This window comes from Peribacillus sp. SIMBA_075, from assembly GCF_046534585.1.
On the sequence record NZ_JAWRYN010000004.1, the window covers coordinates 106,135 to 128,379 of the forward strand.

Below are 22,245 nucleotides of genomic sequence, written 5' to 3' on the forward strand. Positions count from 1 at the left end.
CGAAAGAAGGAGAGATTTTCATGAGATTAGCAGGAAAGAAAATAATCTGTCTTGTGCACCATGATTTTGAAGATTTAGAGCTCTGGTATCCGATTTTACGTTTAAAAGAAGAAGGGGCGATTGTTCACCTCGCTGGTGAAAAGGCGAATGAAACATACATTGGAAAATATGGTGTACCAGCCATTTCTGATTATGAGTATGGCAGTATCAATGCTAGAGAATATGATGCCATTCTTGTACCGGGCGGTTGGGCACCCGACAAAATTCGCCGGTTTCCTGAAGTGTTATCGCTCCTTCAAAGCATGGAAGAAAATAAAAAAACCATTGGGCAAATTTGTCACGCTGGTTGGGTGTTGATATCCGCGAAAATTTTACAGGGGAAGAATGTAACGAGTACACCTGGCATTAAAGATGATATGGAAAACGCAGGGGCAACTTGGATAGATGAGCCCGTCGTCGTAGATGGAAACCTTGTGTCAAGCAGACGTCCACCTGATCTGCCGGATTATTTAAGAGAATTGATAAACGTGATTGAAAAGGGTTAAATCCATAGTACGGTGAAAAAGTGGTTTTTCCTTCTGGAAAAACCACTTTTTCTTTCCATACCCGAATTTATTTTTAATACTGATTATGATACTTACTGAAATGCTAAAGATCATTCCCTTGATTGATCCTTTAACAAGTCAATAGACAAATTTCCTTTTGTCCCTACGACAGCATAAGAGATGTCAATAACAGAAAGGTTTCTTTTTCTAAGTTCAGCCATTAACCATTCGTCATCGTAGGTTTGTTTGGATAAGTTTTCGTATAGGATCTTCCCATCATAGACCATCTCTATCGGTATAGTTCCAGCTGAGGACCGTATAGCCAAATCCTGTTTGGTGGTATTTTGGTATTGTGTTTTTTTTAATACAGAAAGGGAGCCATTTATCTCTAATATGGCACACTCCACTTCATCAAAATGGAAGATATCCTTGCCCCGCAAAGCCTGTTTAAGAGAATCCAGTGAATACCCCATTCGCTGCATGGACTCCTCAAGAATCTGTCCTTTCTGAATTAAGGCAACAGGTTCTCCAGCAATCCATTTTCCGAAGCGCGGATTTCGAACCGTTACAAGATTCAGTATAAAAACGACGGCACCCATAATAATCATTGCAAGGATAAAATACAAGAATTTAATTTTAATATTGAATGCTAGATTGCCTGCAATTGTCCCCATCGTAATTGAAGCGATATAAAGGTGATAGGTCCTTTGGGCAATCGTCTGTTTACCGAGCAGATGGACAAATACCCATAATAAAATAAAAGCTGTAAAGGTTCGAAAGATGATTTCAACAGATCCTGGCATGACTATTTCTCCCTTTTAAAAATCCCAGTTCGTTTGTCATAGTATGTTCTTACAGCAAGCCCATTATTCTGTAATTTGGGTGCGAAAGTTGAAGAAGAATTAAGTTTTTTAGGGTCGTGGCCATATTTTAAATATTCCATAAAGGGAGCGATTCTTTAATAAGGATTGGTTTTCTTCCTGAACGAAGGCATAAGTAAAAAATAGGTAGGGAAACTAATTGGATTTTTTTGTAATTAATTTGATCAACTATTAAAAATGAGGTATACCAGTTTACATGTCCCTTTTCAATAAAAGGGACCCTATAGTTTTCGGCCTTACATTTTTTTATATCGTTCACTGTTTCAATATGCATTCCTGAATCAGTATCATCACTGTGTGTTTCAAAAATCAACATAATTATGAAACGTACTTCCTTATAAATCAGGCATTCAAAATAGGTGAAATAGGAAGCAAGTAGCATATCGTTACTTGCTTCTTTTTATTTGGTGTCGAAAATCCATGGATATGTTTACTTAGTATTGATTTAGAACATTTTTCGAATAATAGTATCAAAATACTTTTTGCACGGGGGTATGTTTTGAGTAATATTCGGGAGATATTCATTGACGATTTAAAATGCATTTATAAAAATTTCTTTATTTGTATCGTTGTTGTGTTTCTTATGTTCATCCCATCCATTTATGCGTGGTTTAATATTGTTGCATCATGGGACCCATATGCAAATACGGAAGGAATCCTTGTCGGTGTTTCAAATAATGATAAAGGTGCGGAGTTAAATGGCGAAGCCGTAAACATAGGCAAGGAAGTCATAGAGGGGTTAAAGGGAAACAAAGATTTGGGCTGGAGATTCACAACTCAAAAAGAGGCGTTAGCAAAAGTGGAAAAGGGGGATTATTACGCATCCATCATCATTCCTGAGAATTTTTCGGAGCATATTGCGACAATCATGACCGATGACCCTATTAAAGCGGAGATTGATTATTATGTGAATGAAAAAATCAATTCCATTGCTCCTAAAATTACGGCAGCGGGGGCCAACAGCATTGTGGGAAATGTGAGCAAAAGCTTTATCAAATCAGCTAGCGGGAGTATTCTTGCAATCTTTAATGAACTGGGAATCACCTTGCAAAATGAGTTGCCGACAATTCAGAAAATGAAGAATATGGTGTATTTATTAGAGGGAGAACTTCCGGAGCTTGAACAAAATCTGAAAATCGTACAAACACATGTGAAAAGAGCAGAAGAAATCATTAAAATGGTCAATGATGGTCTGGATTCAATAGAAGGTTTAACATCACAAAAAGACAAATTGGTGTCAGGTGTTTCCAATTATGTAGACTCAACCAAGCAGGCATTTGCCGAAATCCATCCACTCTTGAAAAATGATATTGCGAGCATCAGGAGTGATAATGAATCGATTTTAGTGCTTGCAAATAGGTTAGCGGATCAGGATTTGCCCGATAATGAGGGGAATCAGCTAGTTGAACAAGGGAGAACGAGGATAAATAAAGAGTTATATCTTTTGGACAGTATGTATAACTTATTGGTGAGCGTCAATCAATTTAGTGAAAAAAACCGCCTTCAGCCAGAAATAAATCTAGTGGATGGTTTACGGGATAATGCTTCGGATCAACTTCAAGCACTGAATGACCATTCCTTCGACTCACTTAGAAATCTTGGTGAAAATAATGATGAAGTCTTGGGAAGCTTCCAGGGTACCTTTTCAAAGGAGACAGGACCAAAATTCAATGAAATCTGGGTTGAAACGGATACTATATTACAGAATGCCCAGCGTATGCTTGAGGAGGGAAGCCAAGCTCTTCCTGAAGTGAAGACATTGTTGAATGAGACGAATCGAACGTTAGTAACTCGTACGGGAGATATCGATAAGTTACAGGATAAATTTCCGGAGATCGAGGGAAAAATCAAGGCTCTGGCTTCTAAAATGAGAGAAATCGATAAATCTTATAATATGGAAGAAGTGATTGATTTCCTAAAGAATGATATTGAACAGGAAAGTGAATTTTTCTCGGAGCCAGTATTGCTCAATAAACACAGTTTATTTCCCATTCCGAACTATGGATCTGCCATGTCCCCCTTCTTCACGGCACTTTCCCTCTGGGTGGGTGGGACAATATTGATTTCCATGCTTAACGTGAGCGTCACACAAAAGGGTTACAGTCCATATCAAATTTATATTGGCAGGTACCTTATATTCTTCATCATTGGATTGATGCAGGCATTAGCCGTATCCATCGGTAACCTTTTTCTGATTGATGTATATGCAGTAGATAAATTCGAGTACGTCATGTTTTCCGTCTTGATAAGTACAGTATTTACTTTAATGGTCTACACCTTCGTATCGGTTCTGGGGAATGTTGGGAAGGGAATAAGCGTAGTTCTGATGGTGCTTCAAATATCAGGCTCGGGAGGCACCTTCCCCATTCAAGTAACACCGCCATTTTTCCAACATATCAACCCCTTCCTGCCGTTTACCTATGCCGTTGGTTTACTTCGTGAATCAGTTGGAGGGATAACCTGGAGTGTCGCTGGCAAGGATATATTCATCTTATTCCTCTATTTAATAATCACGCTCAGCTTTGGCATCATATTGAAAAAGCCACTGCATGAAAGGACGCAAAAGATGAAGGATAAATTGTATGGAAGCAGGATTTTTTAAGTTACTGAATGGAGCGGTGACCTGGGTTAACATAACTGAAATGAAGGCATGAAACTGGATACTGAAAAATCAGCCTGAACCTTGAAAAGGGCTCAGGTTTTTTATTTGTTGAATGGAATTTGTTTATATGAACCTTTATGTAAAATTGGAATATTTATCAATACATTGACAGTTTAATAGAAAGATACCGATAAATTAGAATTTTTGCATTTTTATTGTTGACAAAAACCATTGGATTAATCATTATTAAGAAATAATGTTTAGTTAATCGGTGCGATATAAAAGTGGGGTGACTTTATGTATTTAACAATAGATGGCATTGAAAAAAGTTTTTCGAATGAAAAGAAAGAAAGCATAAAGGTGCTCGATGAGATTAATATAGAGGTCGAGAAAGGAAGCTTCGTTTCGATCGTCGGACCTTCAGGATGTGGCAAATCGACACTCCTTTATCTAATTGCCGGCCTTGATAAGGCTGATAAAGGTGAAATACGTGTAGCTGGAAAAAAGGTGATGAAGCCAGGTCCGGAGCGGGTTGTAGTGTTTCAAGAGGCTGGGTTATTTCCTTGGTTGACGGTTCTTGAAAATGTTACATACGGATTGAAGTTAAAGAAGATTCCCAAAGAAGAGGCTAAAGCCAAAGCATTGGACATTTTAAAAATGGTTCACCTCAGCAGATATGTTGACTCCTATCCACATCAACTCTCGGGGGGGATGAAACAGAGGGTAGCCATCGCAAGAGCGCTGGTGATGGAACCTGATATCCTGTTGATGGATGAACCATTTTCTGCTCTTGATGAGCAAACGAGGATGGTCTTGCATAAAGAGCTGCTCGAAATCTGGAGAAAAACTAAAGTGACCATTTTTTTCGTTACCCATAATATTCGTGAGGCTGTTCAGCTTTCCGAAAAAATTATCGTCTTTGCAACCCGTCCCGGGAAAATTAAAGAGACGATTTCCGTCCCTTCCATGAAAGATGGAGTTATGCCGGATAGTGTAACTTTGCATACTGAACAAAGGGTTCTATCGATCTTGCAGGAGGAAATTGAAAAAGTGCTGAAGGAGGAAATGGGGAATGATTACAGCTTTAAGACGAATCATATTCATCGCGATGATAGCGGGGATATGGGAAGTCACATCTAGACTTTCCAGTCTTCCGGACTTCATGTTTCCCAGCCTGACTCAAGTGTTGGAAACTCTGTTTAATGGACTAGTAAGCGGACAAATAACCGAAGCCATCGGAAAAAGCCTTGGCCGTATCCTAATCGGCTTCACGATTGCCATTATAATAGGTCTAATCTTAGGATATTTCATTTGGCGCTTTAAACTGGTTGAGGATACGCTTGGATTCGTAGTGACTGCTTTACAATCCATCCCGAGTATCGTTTGGTTCCCTTTGGCAATAATTTGGTTTGGATTGAATGATTTTTCAATTCTCTTTATCGTCACGATCGGCGCAACTTGGACGATGACAGTTAATGCAACAAGTGGATTCCGGAATGTGCCCCAGCTGTATCAACGTGTTGCCAAAACATATGGATCAACCGGTTTTCATTTTCTGCGTACCGTAATTTTACCAGCATCTGTTCCACAAATTATATCCGGGCTGCGAATTGCATGGGCATTTTCTTGGCGTGCATTGATGGCAGGTGAATTACTTGGCGGTGGCGGCGGTCTTGGACAGTTGCTGGAAATGGGCAGATCACTTGGACAAATGGATTTGGTCATCTCCGTAATGATCATTATCGCAATCATTGGAACAATCGTGGATAATGTTGTCTTCTCACGCCTAGAGCGTAATGTTCAACTGAAATGGGGAGTAAACCAACGGTAGATTAATAAGATTATAGTTTAAAAGGAGAGGAAAATATGCTGAAAAAATCATTTTTTGCCCTTATTATGTCCGTATTGTTAATCGGAATAGTAAGCGGATGCACACAATCCACCAGTAAAGAAGAGGAAAAAGGCTCTGGTAAACAAACTGTGAAAATTGGATATTTTCCTAACTTAACTCACAGTGCAACGATCATTGCACTTGAAAAAGGCTTTTTTGAAGAAGAGTTCGGTAAAGATGTTAAGATTGAAACCAAAACGGTGGCCAATGGCGGATTATTCATGGAAGCAATGGCTACAAACGCTATTGATGTCGGAACGGTTGGACCTGGTCCATTGCTTAACTTTTACGTGAAAAACCCTGAATACCATCTGATCTCTGGCGCTGTTAATGGCGGTGCCGTTCTTGTGGCCAGCGAGAACAGCAAGGTAACGGATTTAAAAGATTTGGACGGTAAAAAAGTAGCGATTCCCGTCATTGGGAGCACACAGGATGTCATGCTTAGGAAAGCCCTTCAAGATGTTGATTTAAAACCGACTACAAATGGGGGAACAGTTGAGTTGTATGCGGCAGCCCCTGCTGACACAACCGCTCTCTTTGTCCAAAAATCAGTCGATGCAGCTGCTACCCAGGAACCATGGGGGTATGTATTGGAAAACCAGGCAAAAGGAAAGTTAGTGCTTGACTGGGATCAATTTGCATGGGGAAAAGATTCACCTAATACGGTAGTGGCTGCAAGCCAGAAGTTCTTGGATAAAAAGGGGCTCGCTGCTTCCTATTTGAAAGCGCATGAAAAAGCGGTGAAGTTTATACAAGACAACCCTGAAGAAAGCCAAAAACTGGTTATTAAGCATTTGAAGGAACTGACTGGAAAAGAATTAAGTAAAGAAGAAGTGGCCTCAGCATTTTCACGCTTGGAAGTGACAACTGAAGTTAATGAGCAAGTCATCCAGGAAATGGCTGACATAAGCAAAGAAGCCGGTTATATTCCTAGCAGTGATATAAAAGGCATGATCGATCTATCAACTCTTGAAAAAGTGTCCAAGTAAATTGTAATGAGAAAGCGCCTCAGCCATCCAGGCTTGGGCGTGTTTTTGTATTCCGGTAAAGGTCGAAAAAATCTAGTTTAGGTCGGATTAATCCGTTATAATGGGCTGAGAAGATGATTATACATATAAACACGGCACTGTCATGAACTCCTGTATTATGGACAGACTCGATCCAATGCCTGAATAACATGATCAACCTCTTCCCAGGAATGGATGGTAGCACCTGACGCCAGTGAATGTCCTCCTCCATTGAATTGACGTGCGACAGAAGCGATGGGAATACTCCGTGAACGAATCCTGACACGGATTTCAGAAGGATATTCGATGAAGAAAGCCCAGATCTTGTTTCCCCTTACACTTGATAGAGTATTTACTAAATTCGAAGCTTCGATTCGATCTAATCCATACATATTTAACAGATCCTCCGTAATAATGAAGTAAGCTACCCCTTTATCGGTTACCTTGAAGCTCATGAGAATGTCTTTTTGAAGTCTTGAAGAGTTTTTCGACTTTATATTAAGCCAGTTATGGATTCTTTCTGGCTGAAAATTATAAGTTCTTAAGTACGAAACCATTTTTAATGTCCTAGGAGTGGTATTTCCATTCATGAAATTCCCTGTATCACCTAGAATTCCTGCATAAAATGATTTAGCTGCTTCTTTATTCATGATAAAGCCTTCTGGAAATTGCAAAAATAAATCAACAAGCATTTCACTTGCAGAGCTATAAGAAGGGTCGACCCAAGAAAGGTCACCGAATTGTTCATATTCGGGGTGGTGGTCAATTTTGATCAGCAGGTCCCCGTGATCATAATGGGAATCACTTATCCGTGAAAGGTTGGCAGTATCACAAACAATCACTAAGGCCCCTTTGTATTTTTTATCGGTAATGACATCCATTTCACCAATGAATAAAAGCCTTTCCACTTCTTCGCCAACCACAAAAACTTCCTTGGCAGGGTAGGAGTGCTTCAAAAGCCGTTGTAAGCCGATTTGTGATCCCAATGCATCGGGGTCCGGATTAACATGGCGGTGAATGATAATGGTTGGGTATTTCTTGATCGCTTCGATTATTTCCTTTTTTTTATTGACCATATTGCCATCTCCCTTTGAATCTTTCCTTGTCTGTCGACCGATAATTGATTGTATGGAAAATTCTCATTTTAAATATAGACAGTTATGTATATCCAATCATCACATGCCTCACGAATAAAGGCAATTCCAATTACTTTAGCTTGAGGGAGTCCTGGAAGTATTTTTATATTAAACGGGAAGTATGCTAAAGAGTATTTCAGTGGAAGTAATAAAAACACCTAAACAAAATTATTGCAAAATTCAAAAAATGAAACTATACTTAATTTACCAAACCGATGACAACAAGTTACCTTGTTGCATGGCCGGCTTGTCATAAAACTGGAATTCATAAAAATTGACTTGGTTCACTTGATCTTCCTTTGCAGGAAGACAGTTCGTGGATAAGGGTCAGTGAAACATCAATGTATGACATTGTTGGTTTTACTGGCTCTTTTTTTGTGTATCCTGATAGTTTGAAAGGGGTGATGATATGAATGGAGCTTTGGAAGGAGTCAGGATTATCGATGTATCCCGTGTTTTGGCGGGACCGTTCTGTTCAATGATTCTCGGTGATTTGGGTGCGGATGTAATTAAAATTGAGCATCATGAATCAGGTGATGAAACGAGAGGGTGGGGTCCGCCATTCGCCCAAGGAGAAAGCGCTTACTATTTATGTGCCAATCGAAATAAGCAAAGCATGACCTTGAATTTAAAATCTGAACAAGGGAAAGAGATTTTCCAAAAATTAGTGTCTTCAGGGGATATAGTGATTCAAAATTTTAAGACGGGTACATTGGAAAAAGTGGGGTTAGGTTATGAAGACTTAAAGGAAATTAACCCTAAATTGATCATGGCCTCGATTACGGGATTTGGTTTAACCGGTCCTTATAAAGATTTGCCTGGCTATGATTATATCATTCAAGCAATGAGTGGTTTGATGAGTATCACAGGAGAAAAAAATGGAAGCCCCGTGAAGGTCGGAGTGGCCATAGCTGACATATTGACTGGCTTGTATACAGGCATTGGCATTCTATCCGCTTTACATCATAGGGATAAAGAGGGGGAAGGACAGGAAATTGATATTTCGTTAATGGATTGTCAGGTTTCTTCATTGGTGAATGTTGCCAGCAACTATTTATTCAGTGGCTTGACCCCAGAACGAATGGGAAACCAACATCCCAATATCGTTCCATACCAGACGTTCCGGACAAGGGATGGGGAGCTTGTCGTGGCTGTAGGAAATGATGATCAGTTCAGGAGATTCACAACCGTTTTAGGCAGACCTGATTTAGCCGAGCAGGAACAGTTTAAGCATAATGAAAAACGTTTGCAAAACAAGGAAGAATTAATACGGATTATAGAGGATTCGTTGAGAGGAAAGACAAAGAAAGAATGGAAAAGGCTGTTTGATGATGCAGGGATACCCAATGGTCCGATTAATGATATCGCAGAGATGTTCGAGGATCCACAAATCATCGCAAGAGGCATGTTGGTGAACATGGAACATCCGACAATCGAAAATCTTAGAGTGACGGGATCGCCCCTGAACCTTTCGAAAACGCCGGTTACGATGAGAAAGCATCCGCCGTTGTATGGTGAGCATACCGATTCCATTTTGGCTGAAATTGGATATAGTCCAGACCAAATAAGCAAATTCAAGGAAAATAAAATTATTTAGGAGGAATTTTAATGATGAATTTCGAATTAACAGAAGAGCAGCAAAGTGTAAAGAAAGTGGTAAGGAAATTCGTGGATAGGGAAATTATCCCATATATTCAAGAGTGGGATAGGCAGGGTCAATTCCAGCCACATATTTTAAAAAGATTAGCGGAATTGCAGTTGATGGGCGTTTGTATACCAGAAGAGTACGGTGGAGTCGGAATGGATTATAATACCCTGGCCATCGTTTGTGAAGAACTGGAGCGAGGCGATACGGCTTACCGAACCGCAGTTTCTGTACATACAGGGTTGAATAGCATGACCCTGCTGCAATGGGGGACGGAAGAACAAAAACGGAAATACTTAGTTCCTCAAGCAAAAGGGACCAAGATTGGCGCTTTTGGGCTGACTGAACCGAATGCAGGATCTGATGTAGCGTCAATGAAATCAACGGCAAAACGTGTTGGGGACCATTATATCCTGAATGGATCAAAAACTTGGATTTCGCTCTGTGATTATGCAGATCATTTCCTTATTTTCGCCAAGACGGATCATGATGCCGGCTCAAGGGGAATTACCGCTTTTATAGTGGAACGGACTTTTGAGGGAGTGGAGTCGAAAGCCATTAAAGGGAAATTAGGAATCCGTGCGGGGAATACAGGCGAAGTCTTTTTAACGGATGTAAAAGTTCCGGTGGAGAATAGGCTTGGTGAAGAAGGTGAGGGCTTTAAAATCTCCATGTCGGCATTGGACAGCGGCCGGTTTACAGTGGCCGCAGGTGCTGTAGGTTTAATTGAAGCAAGCCTTGAAGCAAGCTTGAAGTATTGCCATGAACGAAGTACCTTCGGAAAAGAGATTGGCAGGCATCAGCTCGTTCAACAGATGATTGCCAAGATGACCGCAAATTTAGAGATTTCAAGATTGCTGGTCTTTAAAGCGGGTACCTTAAAAAATCAAGGAAAAAGGAATACGAAGGAAACATCACTTGCCAAGTGGATATCATGTAATGCTGCTAACGAAGCGGCCAATGATGCTGTTCAAATTCATGGTGCCTATGGCTACTCGGATGAATATCCAGTCGAACGTTTTCTCCGGAATTCAAAGGCTCCGGTCATTTATGAAGGAACCCGTGAGATTCATACTGTAATGCAGGGTGAATACGCTCTTGGCTACAGACAAGATAAAGGGCTTCGCAAGCAATTGCCTGCATGGCCCTTCGAGCAAATTTCCGTACATTAATTATAGATAGAGGAGATCAGATGATGAACACATACTTTATTGCAGGGCATGCAAAACTTCCACAAGGGATGGCAGCGAGAAATATATATGATTCCATCACGATCACGGTAGAACTTGATTTTAAACATGGTGTCATTGTCGAGGCTTCCTGTACACTTGCTACAGAACATGGCAGGGAATTCATTCGTCACCTGCTGCGAGGGTATTGCCTGACAGATGGTATCGAAGAATTGATTGATCGTGTACAAAAGTATTATCGTGGGAAAGCTGGTCAAGCCATTCAAGCAGGACTGAAGGATGTGTATGCACAGTTCGAGTTGGTCTCCGTCAAATAAGGGAAAATGGAAGGATCCTACCGGTATGTGAAACCGATAGGATCCTTTTTTGAGGATTAAAAAATCATTCAATTTTCGTTTTCAGGATATAAAAAAGAGGCGTTGATGTAAACACCTCTTTGTCTTATAAATTATTAAAATACATGAAAGGGACGATGAAACTAGAAGCTCCAATTCCATTTCCTGTTGCCGCTGCCGTGGTTAGAAGATCTCCGATTTCTGTTAGTGCGCCTTTGGTTTCTGGATGTAGATCTCCGATTTCTGTTAGTGCGCCTTTGGTTTCTGGATGTAGATCTCCGATTTCTGCTAGTGCGCCTTTGGTTTCTGGATGTAGATCTCCGATTTCTGCTAGTGCGCCTTTGCGTGCTGCAAGTAGATCTCCGTTTCCAGCAAGATCCCCATCGTGTGCCGGAAGTGGACCTTTTCCAGCAAGTGGACCGATTTCTGCTAGTGCGCCTCTGAGTGCTGCAAGTGGACCGATTCCTGCTAGTGCGTCTTCGAGTGCTGCAAGTGGACCGTCTTTTTTTGTTTCTTTTACGTGAAGAACGGCAATTTGAACGTGGGTCATTAAACATGAAATCGCTTAACCCGAAGGAATTGGCTCTATCCACCGCATTTTGTATATCACGAATGATGTTTGACATATATATCCTCCTTTCTATACGTTAGACTATTCGGCTTGTACGTAATGTGCTAGTGATAAACGCACAACTTTTTTGAAAAAAAAAGTTGTTTTTTTGTGACGTCCTTCGCTTTTTCCCATAATTTAATAGGAAAGTGAAAGGGAAGGGCTATATGAATAATGACCAGAAGCTGCCTGTATATCAGCTTTTTATTCCACCGGTAAATTTAAAGGAACTTCGCAGGGATATATGGTGCAATGATCCTTTACCTGCAAAGTTAACCATTAACAGAAAAAAATTGGATATTGATATTGTTTACCGTGGCTCACATATCCGCGGTTTCCAGAAAAAGTCTTATAATGTAGTCTTTTATAAACCTAATACTTTTAGGAATGCTAAGGAAGTTCATTTAAATGCTGAGTATAAGGATAAATCTTTACTAAGAAATAAATTATCTTTAGACTTTTTTGCGGATATCGGGACTTTATCACCGAAATCCCAGTTTGTTTTCCTGAATCTGAACGGGAAGGACGAGGGAATATATCTAGAATTGGAATCAGTGGATGAATTTTATTTGAAGAATAGGGATCTTCCTAAGGGATCAATTTTCTATGCAGTGGACGGTGATGCAAATTTTTCATTGATGAGTGATTTGGATAAAGGAATCAAAAAATCATTGGAAATGGGATATCAAAAAAAATGCGGGTCAGCAAAGGATGAATTATATTTACAAGAATTGATTATCCAAATCAATACAATTTCAAGGGCGGATTTTGAAAGGGAAATCGTAAATTATGTCGATGTGGAAAAGTACCTGCGCTGGCTGGCTGGTGTCATATTCACGCAAAACTATGATGGGTTTGTTCACAACTATGCCCTGTATCGAAATGGAGATACTGGACTCTTTGAAATGATTCCATGGGATTATGATGCGACATGGGGCAGGGATGTTAACGGAAAAGTGATGGAAGAGGATTATGTGGGAATCGAGGGATTCAATACATTGACTGCTAGAATCCTTGATGTAAGGGCATTTCGTGTTCGATACCAAAGACTCCTAAAGGGGATTTTGAACACCCGGTTTAACGTTAAGCATATGAAACCCATCATTCAGGGAATGCATGATCAAATAAGTCCTTATGTTTCAAAAGATCCATATATCAAGGATAATAAGAAAACTTTTGATAATGAGCCTGATTTTATCCTGAAATTCATAGAGAGCCGTGCAAAGTATATAAAGGGTCGGCTGCATAAATTAGATTAATGATTTCCATACTTTAACTTTGAAAATTATAATTGGAAATGGGAAAAAATAACGGGAGCATGAAAGAAAAGCATTCCTGTTGTTTTTTCTGTACGATTCCATTTGCTTTTCCATCCTATTACAGCTATGTTTGATAGAAAGATATAATCTATAGCAAATGAAGGATGGGAATGGATTGACTAATCAAAGCCGTATACCGGCATATATATACACCTTTACGTGCAGCCCTGACGAACGCTCATTATCTAAAATGGAGATGCGCTCGTTCTTTGGCTTTGAGGCTTCAGAAAATATACTAAAAAGTGATATAAAAATTGAACCGAGCAGAAGTCCCTTTATAAAAGGACGGGTCGATGTCATGTTTGAAGGGGATAGCATATCCGAAATTGTTGAGCAAGTGAAGGATATAAAATTGCCTGATTCGACGTTCAAAGTGTTATTCGTAAAAATTAATGATCTTAATAAAGAAGAAAAAATAGATTATGATGGACAGCGTGAAATTGAACGGGAGATTGGCTGGCACATTCAGGGGGATGCCGATGTGAGAAATCCTGATCAGGTTTATGGAATAGTGACCCTGGGCGGCCGTTGGTATTTTGGGAAGTATGTAAAACCTGAAGCGGTTTGGTTACATCATATGAAGAAGCCGCGTGAATATTCAACAGCACTTAGCACACGAGTGGCGAGGGCCATTGCCAACATAGCCGTTCCACATCCAGATGGAGTGAAGGCCATTGATCCATGCTGCGGAATTGGAACGGTATTGGTGGAAGCACTATCAATGGGGATAAATATTGTTGGCCGAGATATCAACCCACTTGTTACTGACGGTTCCAGGGAGAACATTGCCTATTTCGGACTCGAAGGTGACGTAACTACAGGTCCGATTTCGGAGGTCACCAGTAAATATGATGTAGCGATTATCGATATGCCTTACAATTTATATACGCATGCGACGCCGGAAGATCAGCTATCGATCCTTAAACATGCGAGGGGCTTTGCTGACAAGGTCGTTGTCGTTACGATTGACACGATGGATCATATGATTGAAGAAGCAGGATTTGAAATTGCTGATCGCTGTGTAGCGAGGAAAGGCATTTTTTCCAGACAAGTTGTAGTGTGTGTATAAGTTTCGTCAGCAAGGTGAAAAAAGCTGAAATCTTTAAGAATTTGAAGTTACCCCTGTAAAACAGACAACTAAAAAGGCTAAGTTGCCATCTGGCATCGATATTCTATCGGTGCGATGTGGCAGAGTCTTATTTGGAATCGTTCACAATGGCTGCTTGTAGTTATTTTCAGATTCAAAGTGATTTACAAAAATACATTCTGATTCAATACAAGCATTATAAATGACAGTTTCCCTTACGAAAGGGGCTTCCAATAACACCCAGTTGTGCTAATTGCTTATGATAGGCGTGAGATGTGTATTGAAACCCTTGATCCGAATGGAGAATGGTTCTGTACACATTTCTTTTTTCTGTTACTGAATTTAATCTATCCAACACAAGATGTAAATCCCTTCCGTGAAGACAACTTCCAAGCAATAATCTCATTGTTATAATGTCTTATACGGCAGATAAATAATGAAAATCCACACTTCAGCAAATATAGGTAATATCCCTAACGAGTACTTCAGTGGGCTCTATTCTGAAATTTCCGTTCAAATGTGGATAGGTTCTAGAGTATTCGCCTTTAAAGAAACGCGGTTTCCCTTCTAATAATGGACTGTACTTGTAATTCCCACATTAAGCATATACTTTTTTGTGAATGACGAAAAAGCCTCGACCGCAATGCAATTTTCACTCGAGGACATCCATACCATTTAGAAAACTTTGAACTGCTTGAATCTTTAACTCACAAGAGTAGCGTTATTTTTTCCAGGCATAATAAAATCCCTCTCCAAGAATGAACGTTTTTTACACTGTCCACTTAGAGGGGATAATATCAATTTATCTATTGAGATAGCCGCTTTTAAATTTAAGTTTCAACGTGATTAGAATCCCGGTGTAGATGAACTTTCAGGAATATTTTCATAGTCTGATGGATTAAGATTATGAACCGATCCATCTGTTACACCATTGATAATACCCATTAGACCCGTTTCAACCGTGTTTACTAGCTGGCCTTTCTTTTTTTGCCCAAAGTTTTGTGTTTGTCCACTTACTTCAAATAGAACCGTACCACTTCCGTTTAAAGCAAACGTTCCTAAAGCAGTACCTGGCAGGTCGATAGATTGATCGTACAATGAAATATTTGTAAACACGGAATTCCCTTTTGCTTGTAGTGCGTTATACGCAGTAAGTGTCAACTGACGGGAGAAATCATATTTAAAATTATCTGCATACTCTGCATATTTAGCCCCTGCAGGAGTGCTTGGGTTGGCAACGAATTTTCCGGATATTGACATTGTTACACGATCATCAGTTCCTTCGATATATGGGAACCCTTGGTGATGAAGGTCGATAAAAACATCCACTTTACCAAATTTCGATTTTAACCCTTTATATATGTCACGTACCGTTTGCGATTCAGGTGTAATAAACCAGCCCGGCTTTTCAGATGCCCCCGGGAAGTCTTGAGGCTTTGGTACATAGTTAAGGTTTGGATTAAAGTCACGATTAACATCAAATCCCGGTTTGCTAGCATAGTCGTCTCCAGATCTGGGAATCGTGTAATAGTTCCAAGCGGGTTTCACATTTGAAAGTTGTGGGAATTTCCCTACAACCTCTGACCATGTCATCTCATTTCCACGGCGATCAAGCTCTGAGGCGTCTACGTTCATCATTGGAATAGCAACGATTGTTAATTCATCAAGCATTTTCTTTACCTCAGGCGAGTTGCTTTGACCAAGGTTTTCAAGAATGTTCAATAACGCAACAGTTCCTGTTTTTTCATTTCCGTGAATTTCACTTTGAATAAGAACGACTTTGTCACCATGACCGACCGTTACCTTGTGAATGGAACGCCCCTGATTTGTTTGTCCAGCCACTTCTACTTTTACTTTCCCTTTACTCACTTGCTCAAGTTGATTTAATTTTTTTACAAGCTCGTCATAATTAAGGAATGCTTCAGTAGAAAGATTCGTTCCACCTGTCGGGTTTGGTCCTCGTTCAGCAAAGCTGACATTAGGGCCAAGTAATGCTGCTGCTATTACTGTTGAACTTAAAACCTTAAAAAGCTTATTTTTCACATTCATTCTCCTTTTTTGAAAATATCCAATATTCAGATAAATTCTTCGTTTTCTCTTCTTTTTCCTGTTGGATTATTAAAAACACCTAAAAAGGCCTATAAATGTGAAAAGAAAAATTCAATCCAAAATGACAGTTCACCACGCAGCGCAATTTTCATCCGACGGTATCCATACCATTTAGATAACCTTGAACTGCTTGAATCTTTAACTTTCAAGAAGCTATTATTTTTTCTAGACATAGTAAAATCCTCACTGAGGGGACAGTGGGGATAATATCTATTCAGCCTTATTGATTGTCACTTAGTTTGATAATGAACTACATATTCGATAAGTTGTTTCTTGACCTTCCCCTGATATTCCAAGTAATCCAAATGGCCGATGATTTCTGACATGACGAGCGGGAATTCTGATGTATACTTTTGTTTGTAAAATTCCTTTGCCAGTTCATTTCCTGTAGAAATTCCAGATTCTATTAAGGCCAGGATTTTTTGTGACTTTCTCTCAATGCTATTGAGTCTTTTTTCAATCAATGGACCAGGTTGTTCCATGATGTTGCCATGACCTGGTAAGAGGAGATTCACCTGTAATGCTAAACATCGCTTTAATGAATCGATATGATCGACAAGGGTCAGCATCCTATTGCCGTTTTCATCAGGTTCGATCAAGGCGTTACTTGAAATATGTTCAATCAATAAATCACCGGAAAGAAGCAGTTTCCCTTTTTGGTCAAGGAAAGCAATTTGATCCGGGGCATGCCCGGGAAATTCGATCACTTCAAAATTCAGCCATTGTTTTCCTGTGATTGCGATGATGTCACAATTCAGTTTTTGATCTTTATTATTGTCGACCGCGTTGAAAAGGTATGCTACTTGTTTATCTCCAAGTTCGCCACAGCCCATCTCAATGTAAAGCTGCTTATAAAATTCTATTCTCATATTTAAGAAGTCAGGGTCCCGTTTTAGACGGGGAACGGATTTAGAATGGGCATAGACGGGAATAGGATGGAGTTCAGTAATCCGGTTGACCAAACCAACATGGTCCCCATGATGATGGGTTAATAAAATTCCCGTGATATCCCCAACGGTAAATCCATTTTCCTTTAAGGTTTGCTGCAGTGCATTCCAGCAAACGTCATCATTCATACCAGCATCGACTAATGTTAAAGATTCATCCTGTTTGACTAAATAAAAGTTTATACTTTTTAAAGATAAAGCGCTTGGAGCTATAATTGGATAAATTTTATTGTTTTTCATGAACGTCCCATATCCTCCTAAATCGAGATAAACTTCATCTGAAAAATTGCGACATTACTAAATAAAGTAAGAATAGAATTAAAAGGTTATTATTTATGATTAGTTGAATGAAATGAAACTGTCAAGCGGAAGCTTTCAGATAAACAATAATTTAATAGTAAGAATGATTGGAAATGAATGGTCTAATTATCTAGTTTATTTTAAAATTGAATAAACAAGCCGGTTACTTAGCCAATATTATCATTACTTATTTTGAAGTCTTATATGAAATGAAATCTGAATGCATGACGAATGAAGCAAGTGTGGCTCCATGAATAAAAAAACGGTATGGGGGGTTATGGTTTGAAGCCTAAAATTTATATTACAAGGAAATTGCCGGAACAAATCATCGATGGTCTTAGTGGGAATTATGATGTCAGGATGTGGGACCAAGAGGATATACCGGTCCCTAGAGAAGTCCTTGAACAAGAAATGCAAGAAGTAGACGGGCTGCTTTGTTTGTTGACGGAACAAATCGACGAGTCACTGATTGAAAAGGCGGCTAATCTGAAAATCATCGCGAATATGGCAGTAGGCCATAATAATATTGATGTTCAAAGTGCAACTAAACGGGGCATCATGGTAACGAACACACCGGGGGTCTTAACGGAAACGACAGCCGATTTAACCTTCGGCTTGCTCCTTGCAACGGCAAGGAGGTTGATGGAGGCAGAAGATTATTTAAGGAGTGGGAGATGGGAAACGTGGTCGCCAATGCAACTGACCGGACAAGATGTAAACGGTGCGACGCTGGGTATCATCGGGTTAGGGAGGATTGGTGAAGCCCTTGCAAAAAGAGCAAAGGGATTTGATATGAACTTAGTTTATTTTAATCGTAGCCGAAAGTATGAAAAGGAAAAAGAATTGGGAATCGAATATCAGCCCCTTGAAAAATTGCTCCAAATCTCGGATTTCGTTTGTGTCATGCTGCCGCTCACACCGGAAACCGCTTATATGATCGGCAAGGAGCAGCTGGGATTAATGAAAGGGACGGCTGTGCTCATTAATACCGCAAGAGGCGGGATAATTGATGAAAACGCGTTATATCAGGCGCTGAAAAATCAGGAGATTTGGGCGGCTGGACTGGATGTATTTGAAGAAGAACCCGTTCCTTTGGATCACCCTCTGCTTACATTGCCCAATGTGGTTACATTACCCCATATCGGGAGTGCAAGTATTGCCACAAGATTAAAAATGGCAACTCTTGCTGTACAAAACTTGAAGGAAGGATTATCTGGTGATTCTCCCCGTAATTTAGTATTGTTGAATAAAGGAAAATGACCCCAAAATGGGGTCTTTTTTATGGGGAATTTCAATCGATACCTTAGTCATAAGCCGAAGTTGAAAATAATGTTTAAATGAAGTCACATCTGAAGGTGGGGAATTGTTTCGCCTTTAAAAGGTGGAATTTGTTTTATGAGGGCCATGTTTGCCTTAGGTTCGCAGTATCAAAATCAAGTATCCTGATATTTGATTTTGTTCTTTTCACTGAGATTTTGGAGTTTCGAAGCATAGGCAGATTAATAGGGAACCACATTGAAGGATTGCTGTCAGTAAGCATCCAATTCAAGTGAAGCATACTTATCGTAAATTGTTCGGGTTTTTTGTAAAATAAAGAAAGTCGGGTTTTATTTAGGGAAAAAAACAATTAGTTGAAAGGGATAGGGTAATAATGATTGAAATGAAAGAAACGATATCAACAGGCAACGAAATGACTAAATCCAAAAGGCTGTTGATGGCTCTTATGCTTGGGTCTTTTGCAGCGATTGGACCATTGTCACTTGATATGTACTTACCGGGTCTCCCTAGACTAGCTGTGGATCTGGAAAGCAGTACGTCTTTAGCCCAGCTGAGTTTGACTGCCTGCTTGTTAGGATTAGCTTTAGGCCAAATTTATTTAGGGCCGCTAAGTGATGCAAAAGGAAGACGGACACCGTTAATCATATCATTATCCATTTATAGTATTTCATCATTGTTATGTGCTTTTGCTCCATCCATTGAATTGCTTTTATTATTACGTTTGATCCAAGGTATTGCTGGAGCAGGAGGCATTGTCATTTCAAGGGCCATAGTTCGTGACCTTTTTTCAGGAACGGATTTGACCAAATTCTTCTCCATGTTAATGCTGGTAAATGGGGCGGCACCGATTTTGGCACCAGTTTTTGGCGGTCAACTTTTGCAATTCACTTCTTGGCGGGGAGTTTTCATAGTCATTTGTGTATTAGGTGTCCTTATGGTTGCGGCTGCATTTTTTGGGATAAGGGAAACTTTATCGCCTAATCTCAGGAGTGCTGGTGGGATAAACGATACAATCAAGACATTTGGGAATTTATTGAAGGATAGGGTGTTTATGGGCTATGCTTTTTCACAAGGGTTCATAAGTGCCGCTATGTTCGCTTATATTTCCGGATCGCCTTTTGTTCTCCAGAATATTTATGGGGTTTCCCCACAGACATTCAGCCTGATCTTTGCAATAAACGGAATGGGAATCATCATTGCTTCCCAAGTTGCCGGAAAGCTGGCGGGGAAGGTTAAAGAAGAAAAGCTGCTTCAAATGGGATTATGTCTTGCTTTGTTTGGAGGAATATTCCTTCTTGCCTCAGTCTTTCTCGAAATTGGGCTGGCAGGAATCTTGGTCGCTTTGTTCCTCTCCGTTTCCAGCGTCGGTATCGTCGGTACAATGAGTTTTTCGTTAGCGATGCAAAATCAGAAAAAAACAGCAGGCAGTGCTTCCGCTCTAATCGGACTGCTTCCTTTTATATTGGGATCACTAATGGCTCCGCTGGTAGGCCTAGGTTCAGGTGAGTCATCCTTGCCGATGGGAATTGTGATGGTAAGTTGTCATTTCGTTGCCATGTTCGCTTATTTGATTCTTGCCCGTCGTGGGTTAAGGAAAGTTACTTAAAAAGGAAAAGCTGAAATCCTAATATGGGCTTTCAGCTTTCAGTTTGTAGACAAAAGGGATTCGGAATTAAAACATTCCGAACCCCTTTTGAAATTCCCTTTGAATTTTGCTCAATATTAAGGAATTGGGTCTCTATGAGCCCCCTATGTTAGGCCATTTTTGGACCTTGCCATGTCCAATTGGCCATCTTCTTTACATTCATGGCAGTGAAAGTGAGCATCGCCTGCATCGACAATTTTTTAAGTCCCCTTAAAGTAATCCAACGCATGCCATGCTTTTCTTTTGCATCTGCGAAAACACGCTCCGCATAGATAGGTTTTACATCTTGATGATGACGCAGATGATCGGCTTCTTTCATATAATCTTGCCAGATATGACGTGTCACTACTTTTTGATGGTCAGTACTTTCGGTCACCTTGATAAAAATGGACATGTCACACAAATGTGTTTTGGTGTTTTGTCTCGCGATAGCCCTCGTAATTCGTTGTTGAGTACTTTAAAATCTCGCCGATGGGCAAAAAAAATGTTCATCGTAAACATAGTCATGTTTGCAGAAATTTTAAAACAAAAAAGACTGTAGGCAAAAGAGATTTTATCTAAATTTTATAACAAAGTTGATTGGAGCGGAAGGCGCGAGACTCCTGCGGGAAAAGCGCGTCTAGGGGAGACACCAAAGGCGCAAGCCGAGGAGGCTCCCGGACCGCCGGCGGAAAGCGAGTGCCTGGAGTGGAAATCAACGCTACAGTCTGAAAGCTGAAATCCTAAATGGGATTTCAGCTTTTTCCTTTTAATGGAATATCTAGAGGGGGAAGTATGAATTATAATAGAGATTCTGCTCCATCGATATAAACTTCCGTGCCCGTAATATGGGAGGACATGTCTGATGCTAGAAACAATACGAGATCACCAGCTTGTTCGGTAGTCCCTGCTTTCTTCGCCAGGGGCTGAGAACCTTGCGGATATTCTATTGGAATCCTGATTTTTTTTAAGTTTTCATCTTCCGGGAAAGTGTTATCGTGAATGTTCGTATCGATGGAGCCGGGACAAATGGTGTTCACCCTGATTTTATATTTTGCCAATTCGAGTGCAGCCATTTTACCAAAAGCGACTTGACCAGCTTTGGATGAGCTATAGGCGGAAAATCCAAAATTCTTGAAATATCGGTTTCCGTTGATGGAGCTATTAATTACGATGCTGCCACCCGTTTCCTTCATATAGGGAATGGCGTATTTGATGGTGAGAAAGGTGCCTTTGAGGTTGATGGTATGTGTCTGATCCCAATCTTCTGGCTTTATATCTTCAATAGGGGCTATCACTCCGTTTATGCCTGCGTTTGCAAATACAAAATCAATTTTGCCAAAATGGTCATAGGCGGCCTTGTAGGCATGTTCAACTTGCTCAGCCTTGGAAACATCCGTTTTAATGATTAAAGCCTCTCTGCCCAGGTTTTCCACTTCTTCCTTCACCTTTTCGGCATTTTCGACTGTACGGTCAAAAAAGATGATGTTTGCGCCGTTTTCAGCAAGTTTAAGTGCTGCACCGCGGCCAATTCCAGATCCTCCACCGGTAATGATGGCAACTTTGTTTCTCATTAAATCTGTCATAAACTTCACACGCTCCTTTTAAGTTTTCTTTCCCGTTTAGGGAGTATGTAGAAACATCATGGCAGTGGTTATATAGGAAAATTATAAACGAATATTGCCTGAAAAATCCAATTTAAACGGTTGCCAGTGTTCATTATTCTTTGTTTTTCAAGG

The 22,245-nt window shown here is 40.1% G+C and carries 19 protein-coding genes and 2 pseudogenes; 12 read left to right on the forward strand and 9 right to left on the reverse strand.

What is annotated here, in order from left to right; all coding sequences use genetic code 11:
- Positions 1-20: 20 nt before the first annotated feature.
- On the forward strand, positions 21-545 hold the full coding sequence (locus SB775_RS05320) for a type 1 glutamine amidotransferase domain-containing protein (protein ID WP_061466002.1): 525 nt from the start codon (positions 21-23) through the stop codon (positions 543-545).
- 110 nt (positions 546-655) lie between these two features.
- Here SB775_RS05320 and SB775_RS05325 read toward each other — a convergent pair whose 3' ends face one another.
- Positions 656-1,348, reverse strand: a complete 693-nt coding sequence (locus SB775_RS05325; protein ID WP_410860765.1) for a YetF domain-containing protein — start codon at positions 1,346-1,348, stop codon at positions 656-658.
- Between the two features lie 577 nt (positions 1,349-1,925).
- Between SB775_RS05325 and SB775_RS05330 the strand changes: the two genes are divergently transcribed.
- From SB775_RS05330 to SB775_RS05345, 4 genes are all read left to right on the forward strand, one after another.
- A complete protein-coding gene (locus SB775_RS05330) occupies positions 1,926-4,028 on the forward strand; it encodes a YhgE/Pip family protein (RefSeq protein ID WP_410860767.1) in 2,103 nt (700 codons plus the stop codon).
- Between the two features lie 297 nt (positions 4,029-4,325).
- On the forward strand, positions 4,326-5,168 hold the full coding sequence (locus tag SB775_RS05335) for an ABC transporter ATP-binding protein (RefSeq protein ID WP_061462137.1): 843 nt from the start codon (positions 4,326-4,328) through the stop codon (positions 5,166-5,168).
- On the forward strand, positions 5,101-5,859 hold the full coding sequence (locus SB775_RS05340; protein ID WP_061462138.1) for an ABC transporter permease: 759 nt from the start codon (positions 5,101-5,103) through the stop codon (positions 5,857-5,859). The genes SB775_RS05335 and SB775_RS05340 overlap by 68 nt, the downstream gene beginning before the upstream one ends.
- Positions 5,860-5,894: 35 nt before the next feature.
- Complete coding sequence (locus SB775_RS05345) at positions 5,895-6,908, forward strand: aliphatic sulfonate ABC transporter substrate-binding protein (RefSeq protein WP_061462139.1); 1,014 nt, start codon at positions 5,895-5,897, stop codon at positions 6,906-6,908.
- A gap of 155 nt (positions 6,909-7,063) precedes the next feature.
- Here SB775_RS05345 and SB775_RS05350 read toward each other — a convergent pair whose 3' ends face one another.
- Positions 7,064-8,002 (reverse strand): DHH family phosphoesterase, encoded by a 939-nt coding sequence (locus SB775_RS05350; protein WP_410860768.1) that lies wholly within the window; start codon positions 8,000-8,002, stop codon positions 7,064-7,066.
- A 469-nt stretch (positions 8,003-8,471) separates the two neighbouring features.
- Between SB775_RS05350 and SB775_RS05355 the strand changes: the two genes are divergently transcribed.
- The 3 genes from SB775_RS05355 to SB775_RS05365 are packed head-to-tail and all read left to right on the forward strand — an operon-like array spanning position 8,472 to position 11,214.
- Positions 8,472-9,659 (forward strand): CaiB/BaiF CoA transferase family protein, encoded by a 1,188-nt coding sequence (locus SB775_RS05355; RefSeq protein WP_410860769.1) that lies wholly within the window; start codon positions 8,472-8,474, stop codon positions 9,657-9,659.
- A 14-nt stretch (positions 9,660-9,673) separates the two neighbouring features.
- On the forward strand, positions 9,674-10,879 hold the full coding sequence (locus tag SB775_RS05360; RefSeq protein ID WP_410860819.1) for an acyl-CoA dehydrogenase family protein: 1,206 nt from the start codon (positions 9,674-9,676) through the stop codon (positions 10,877-10,879).
- Positions 10,880-10,902: 23 nt separating this feature from the next.
- Positions 10,903-11,214, forward strand: coding sequence for a DUF3870 domain-containing protein (locus SB775_RS05365; RefSeq protein ID WP_410860770.1), 312 nt, complete (start codon positions 10,903-10,905; stop codon positions 11,212-11,214).
- 124 nt (positions 11,215-11,338) lie between these two features.
- Here the strand turns inward: SB775_RS05365 and SB775_RS05370 are convergent, their stop codons facing one another.
- Together SB775_RS05370 and SB775_RS05375 are read right to left on the reverse strand one after the other, a co-directional pair.
- On the reverse strand, positions 11,339-11,782 hold the full coding sequence (locus SB775_RS05370; RefSeq protein WP_410860832.1) for a hypothetical protein: 444 nt from the start codon (positions 11,780-11,782) through the stop codon (positions 11,339-11,341).
- Positions 11,783-11,804: 22 nt separating this feature from the next.
- Positions 11,805-11,858, reverse strand: a pseudogene (locus SB775_RS05375) (hypothetical protein); the annotation flags it as partial.
- Between the two features lie 151 nt (positions 11,859-12,009).
- On the opposite strand from SB775_RS05375, the gene SB775_RS05380 reads away from it, so the two are divergent.
- Positions 12,010-13,101: a CotH kinase family protein gene (locus SB775_RS05380; protein WP_410860771.1), complete on the forward strand. Its 1,092-nt coding sequence runs from the start codon at positions 12,010-12,012 to the stop codon at positions 13,099-13,101.
- Between the two features lie 157 nt (positions 13,102-13,258).
- Positions 13,259-14,230 carry a TRM11 family SAM-dependent methyltransferase gene (locus SB775_RS05385; protein ID WP_410860772.1) on the forward strand — a complete coding sequence of 324 codons (972 nt, stop codon included), beginning with the start codon at positions 13,259-13,261 and terminating at the stop codon, positions 14,228-14,230.
- 214 nt (positions 14,231-14,444) lie between these two features.
- Here the strand turns inward: SB775_RS05385 and SB775_RS05390 are convergent, their stop codons facing one another.
- From SB775_RS05390 to SB775_RS05400, 3 genes are all read right to left on the reverse strand, one after another.
- Positions 14,445-14,654 (reverse strand): DDE-type integrase/transposase/recombinase, encoded by a 210-nt coding sequence (locus SB775_RS05390; protein WP_410860773.1) that lies wholly within the window; start codon positions 14,652-14,654, stop codon positions 14,445-14,447.
- 440 nt (positions 14,655-15,094) lie between these two features.
- Positions 15,095-16,297: a M14 family zinc carboxypeptidase gene (locus tag SB775_RS05395; protein ID WP_410860774.1), complete on the reverse strand. Its 1,203-nt coding sequence runs from the start codon at positions 16,295-16,297 to the stop codon at positions 15,095-15,097.
- 290 nt (positions 16,298-16,587) lie between these two features.
- Positions 16,588-17,544: an MBL fold metallo-hydrolase gene (locus SB775_RS05400; protein WP_410860776.1), complete on the reverse strand. Its 957-nt coding sequence runs from the start codon at positions 17,542-17,544 to the stop codon at positions 16,588-16,590.
- A gap of 342 nt (positions 17,545-17,886) precedes the next feature.
- Between SB775_RS05400 and SB775_RS05405 the strand changes: the two genes are divergently transcribed.
- Together SB775_RS05405 and SB775_RS05410 are read left to right on the forward strand one after the other, a co-directional pair.
- The gene (locus SB775_RS05405) at positions 17,887-18,864 is read left to right on the forward strand and encodes a 2-hydroxyacid dehydrogenase (protein ID WP_410860778.1); all 978 of its coding nucleotides are present in this window, start codon (positions 17,887-17,889) and stop codon (positions 18,862-18,864) included.
- Positions 18,865-19,264: 400 nt separating this feature from the next.
- Entirely contained in the window at positions 19,265-20,488 is a 1,224-nt protein-coding gene (locus SB775_RS05410; RefSeq protein WP_410860820.1) for a multidrug effflux MFS transporter, read from the forward strand.
- A 148-nt stretch (positions 20,489-20,636) separates the two neighbouring features.
- Here SB775_RS05410 and SB775_RS05415 read toward each other — a convergent pair.
- Positions 20,637-21,044: pseudogene (locus SB775_RS05415) on the reverse strand (transposase); the annotation flags it as partial.
- Positions 21,045-21,306: 262 nt separating this feature from the next.
- Positions 21,307-22,092, reverse strand: a complete 786-nt coding sequence (locus SB775_RS05420) for an SDR family oxidoreductase (protein ID WP_089364705.1) — start codon at positions 22,090-22,092, stop codon at positions 21,307-21,309.
- Positions 22,093-22,245: the final 153 nt, after the last annotated feature.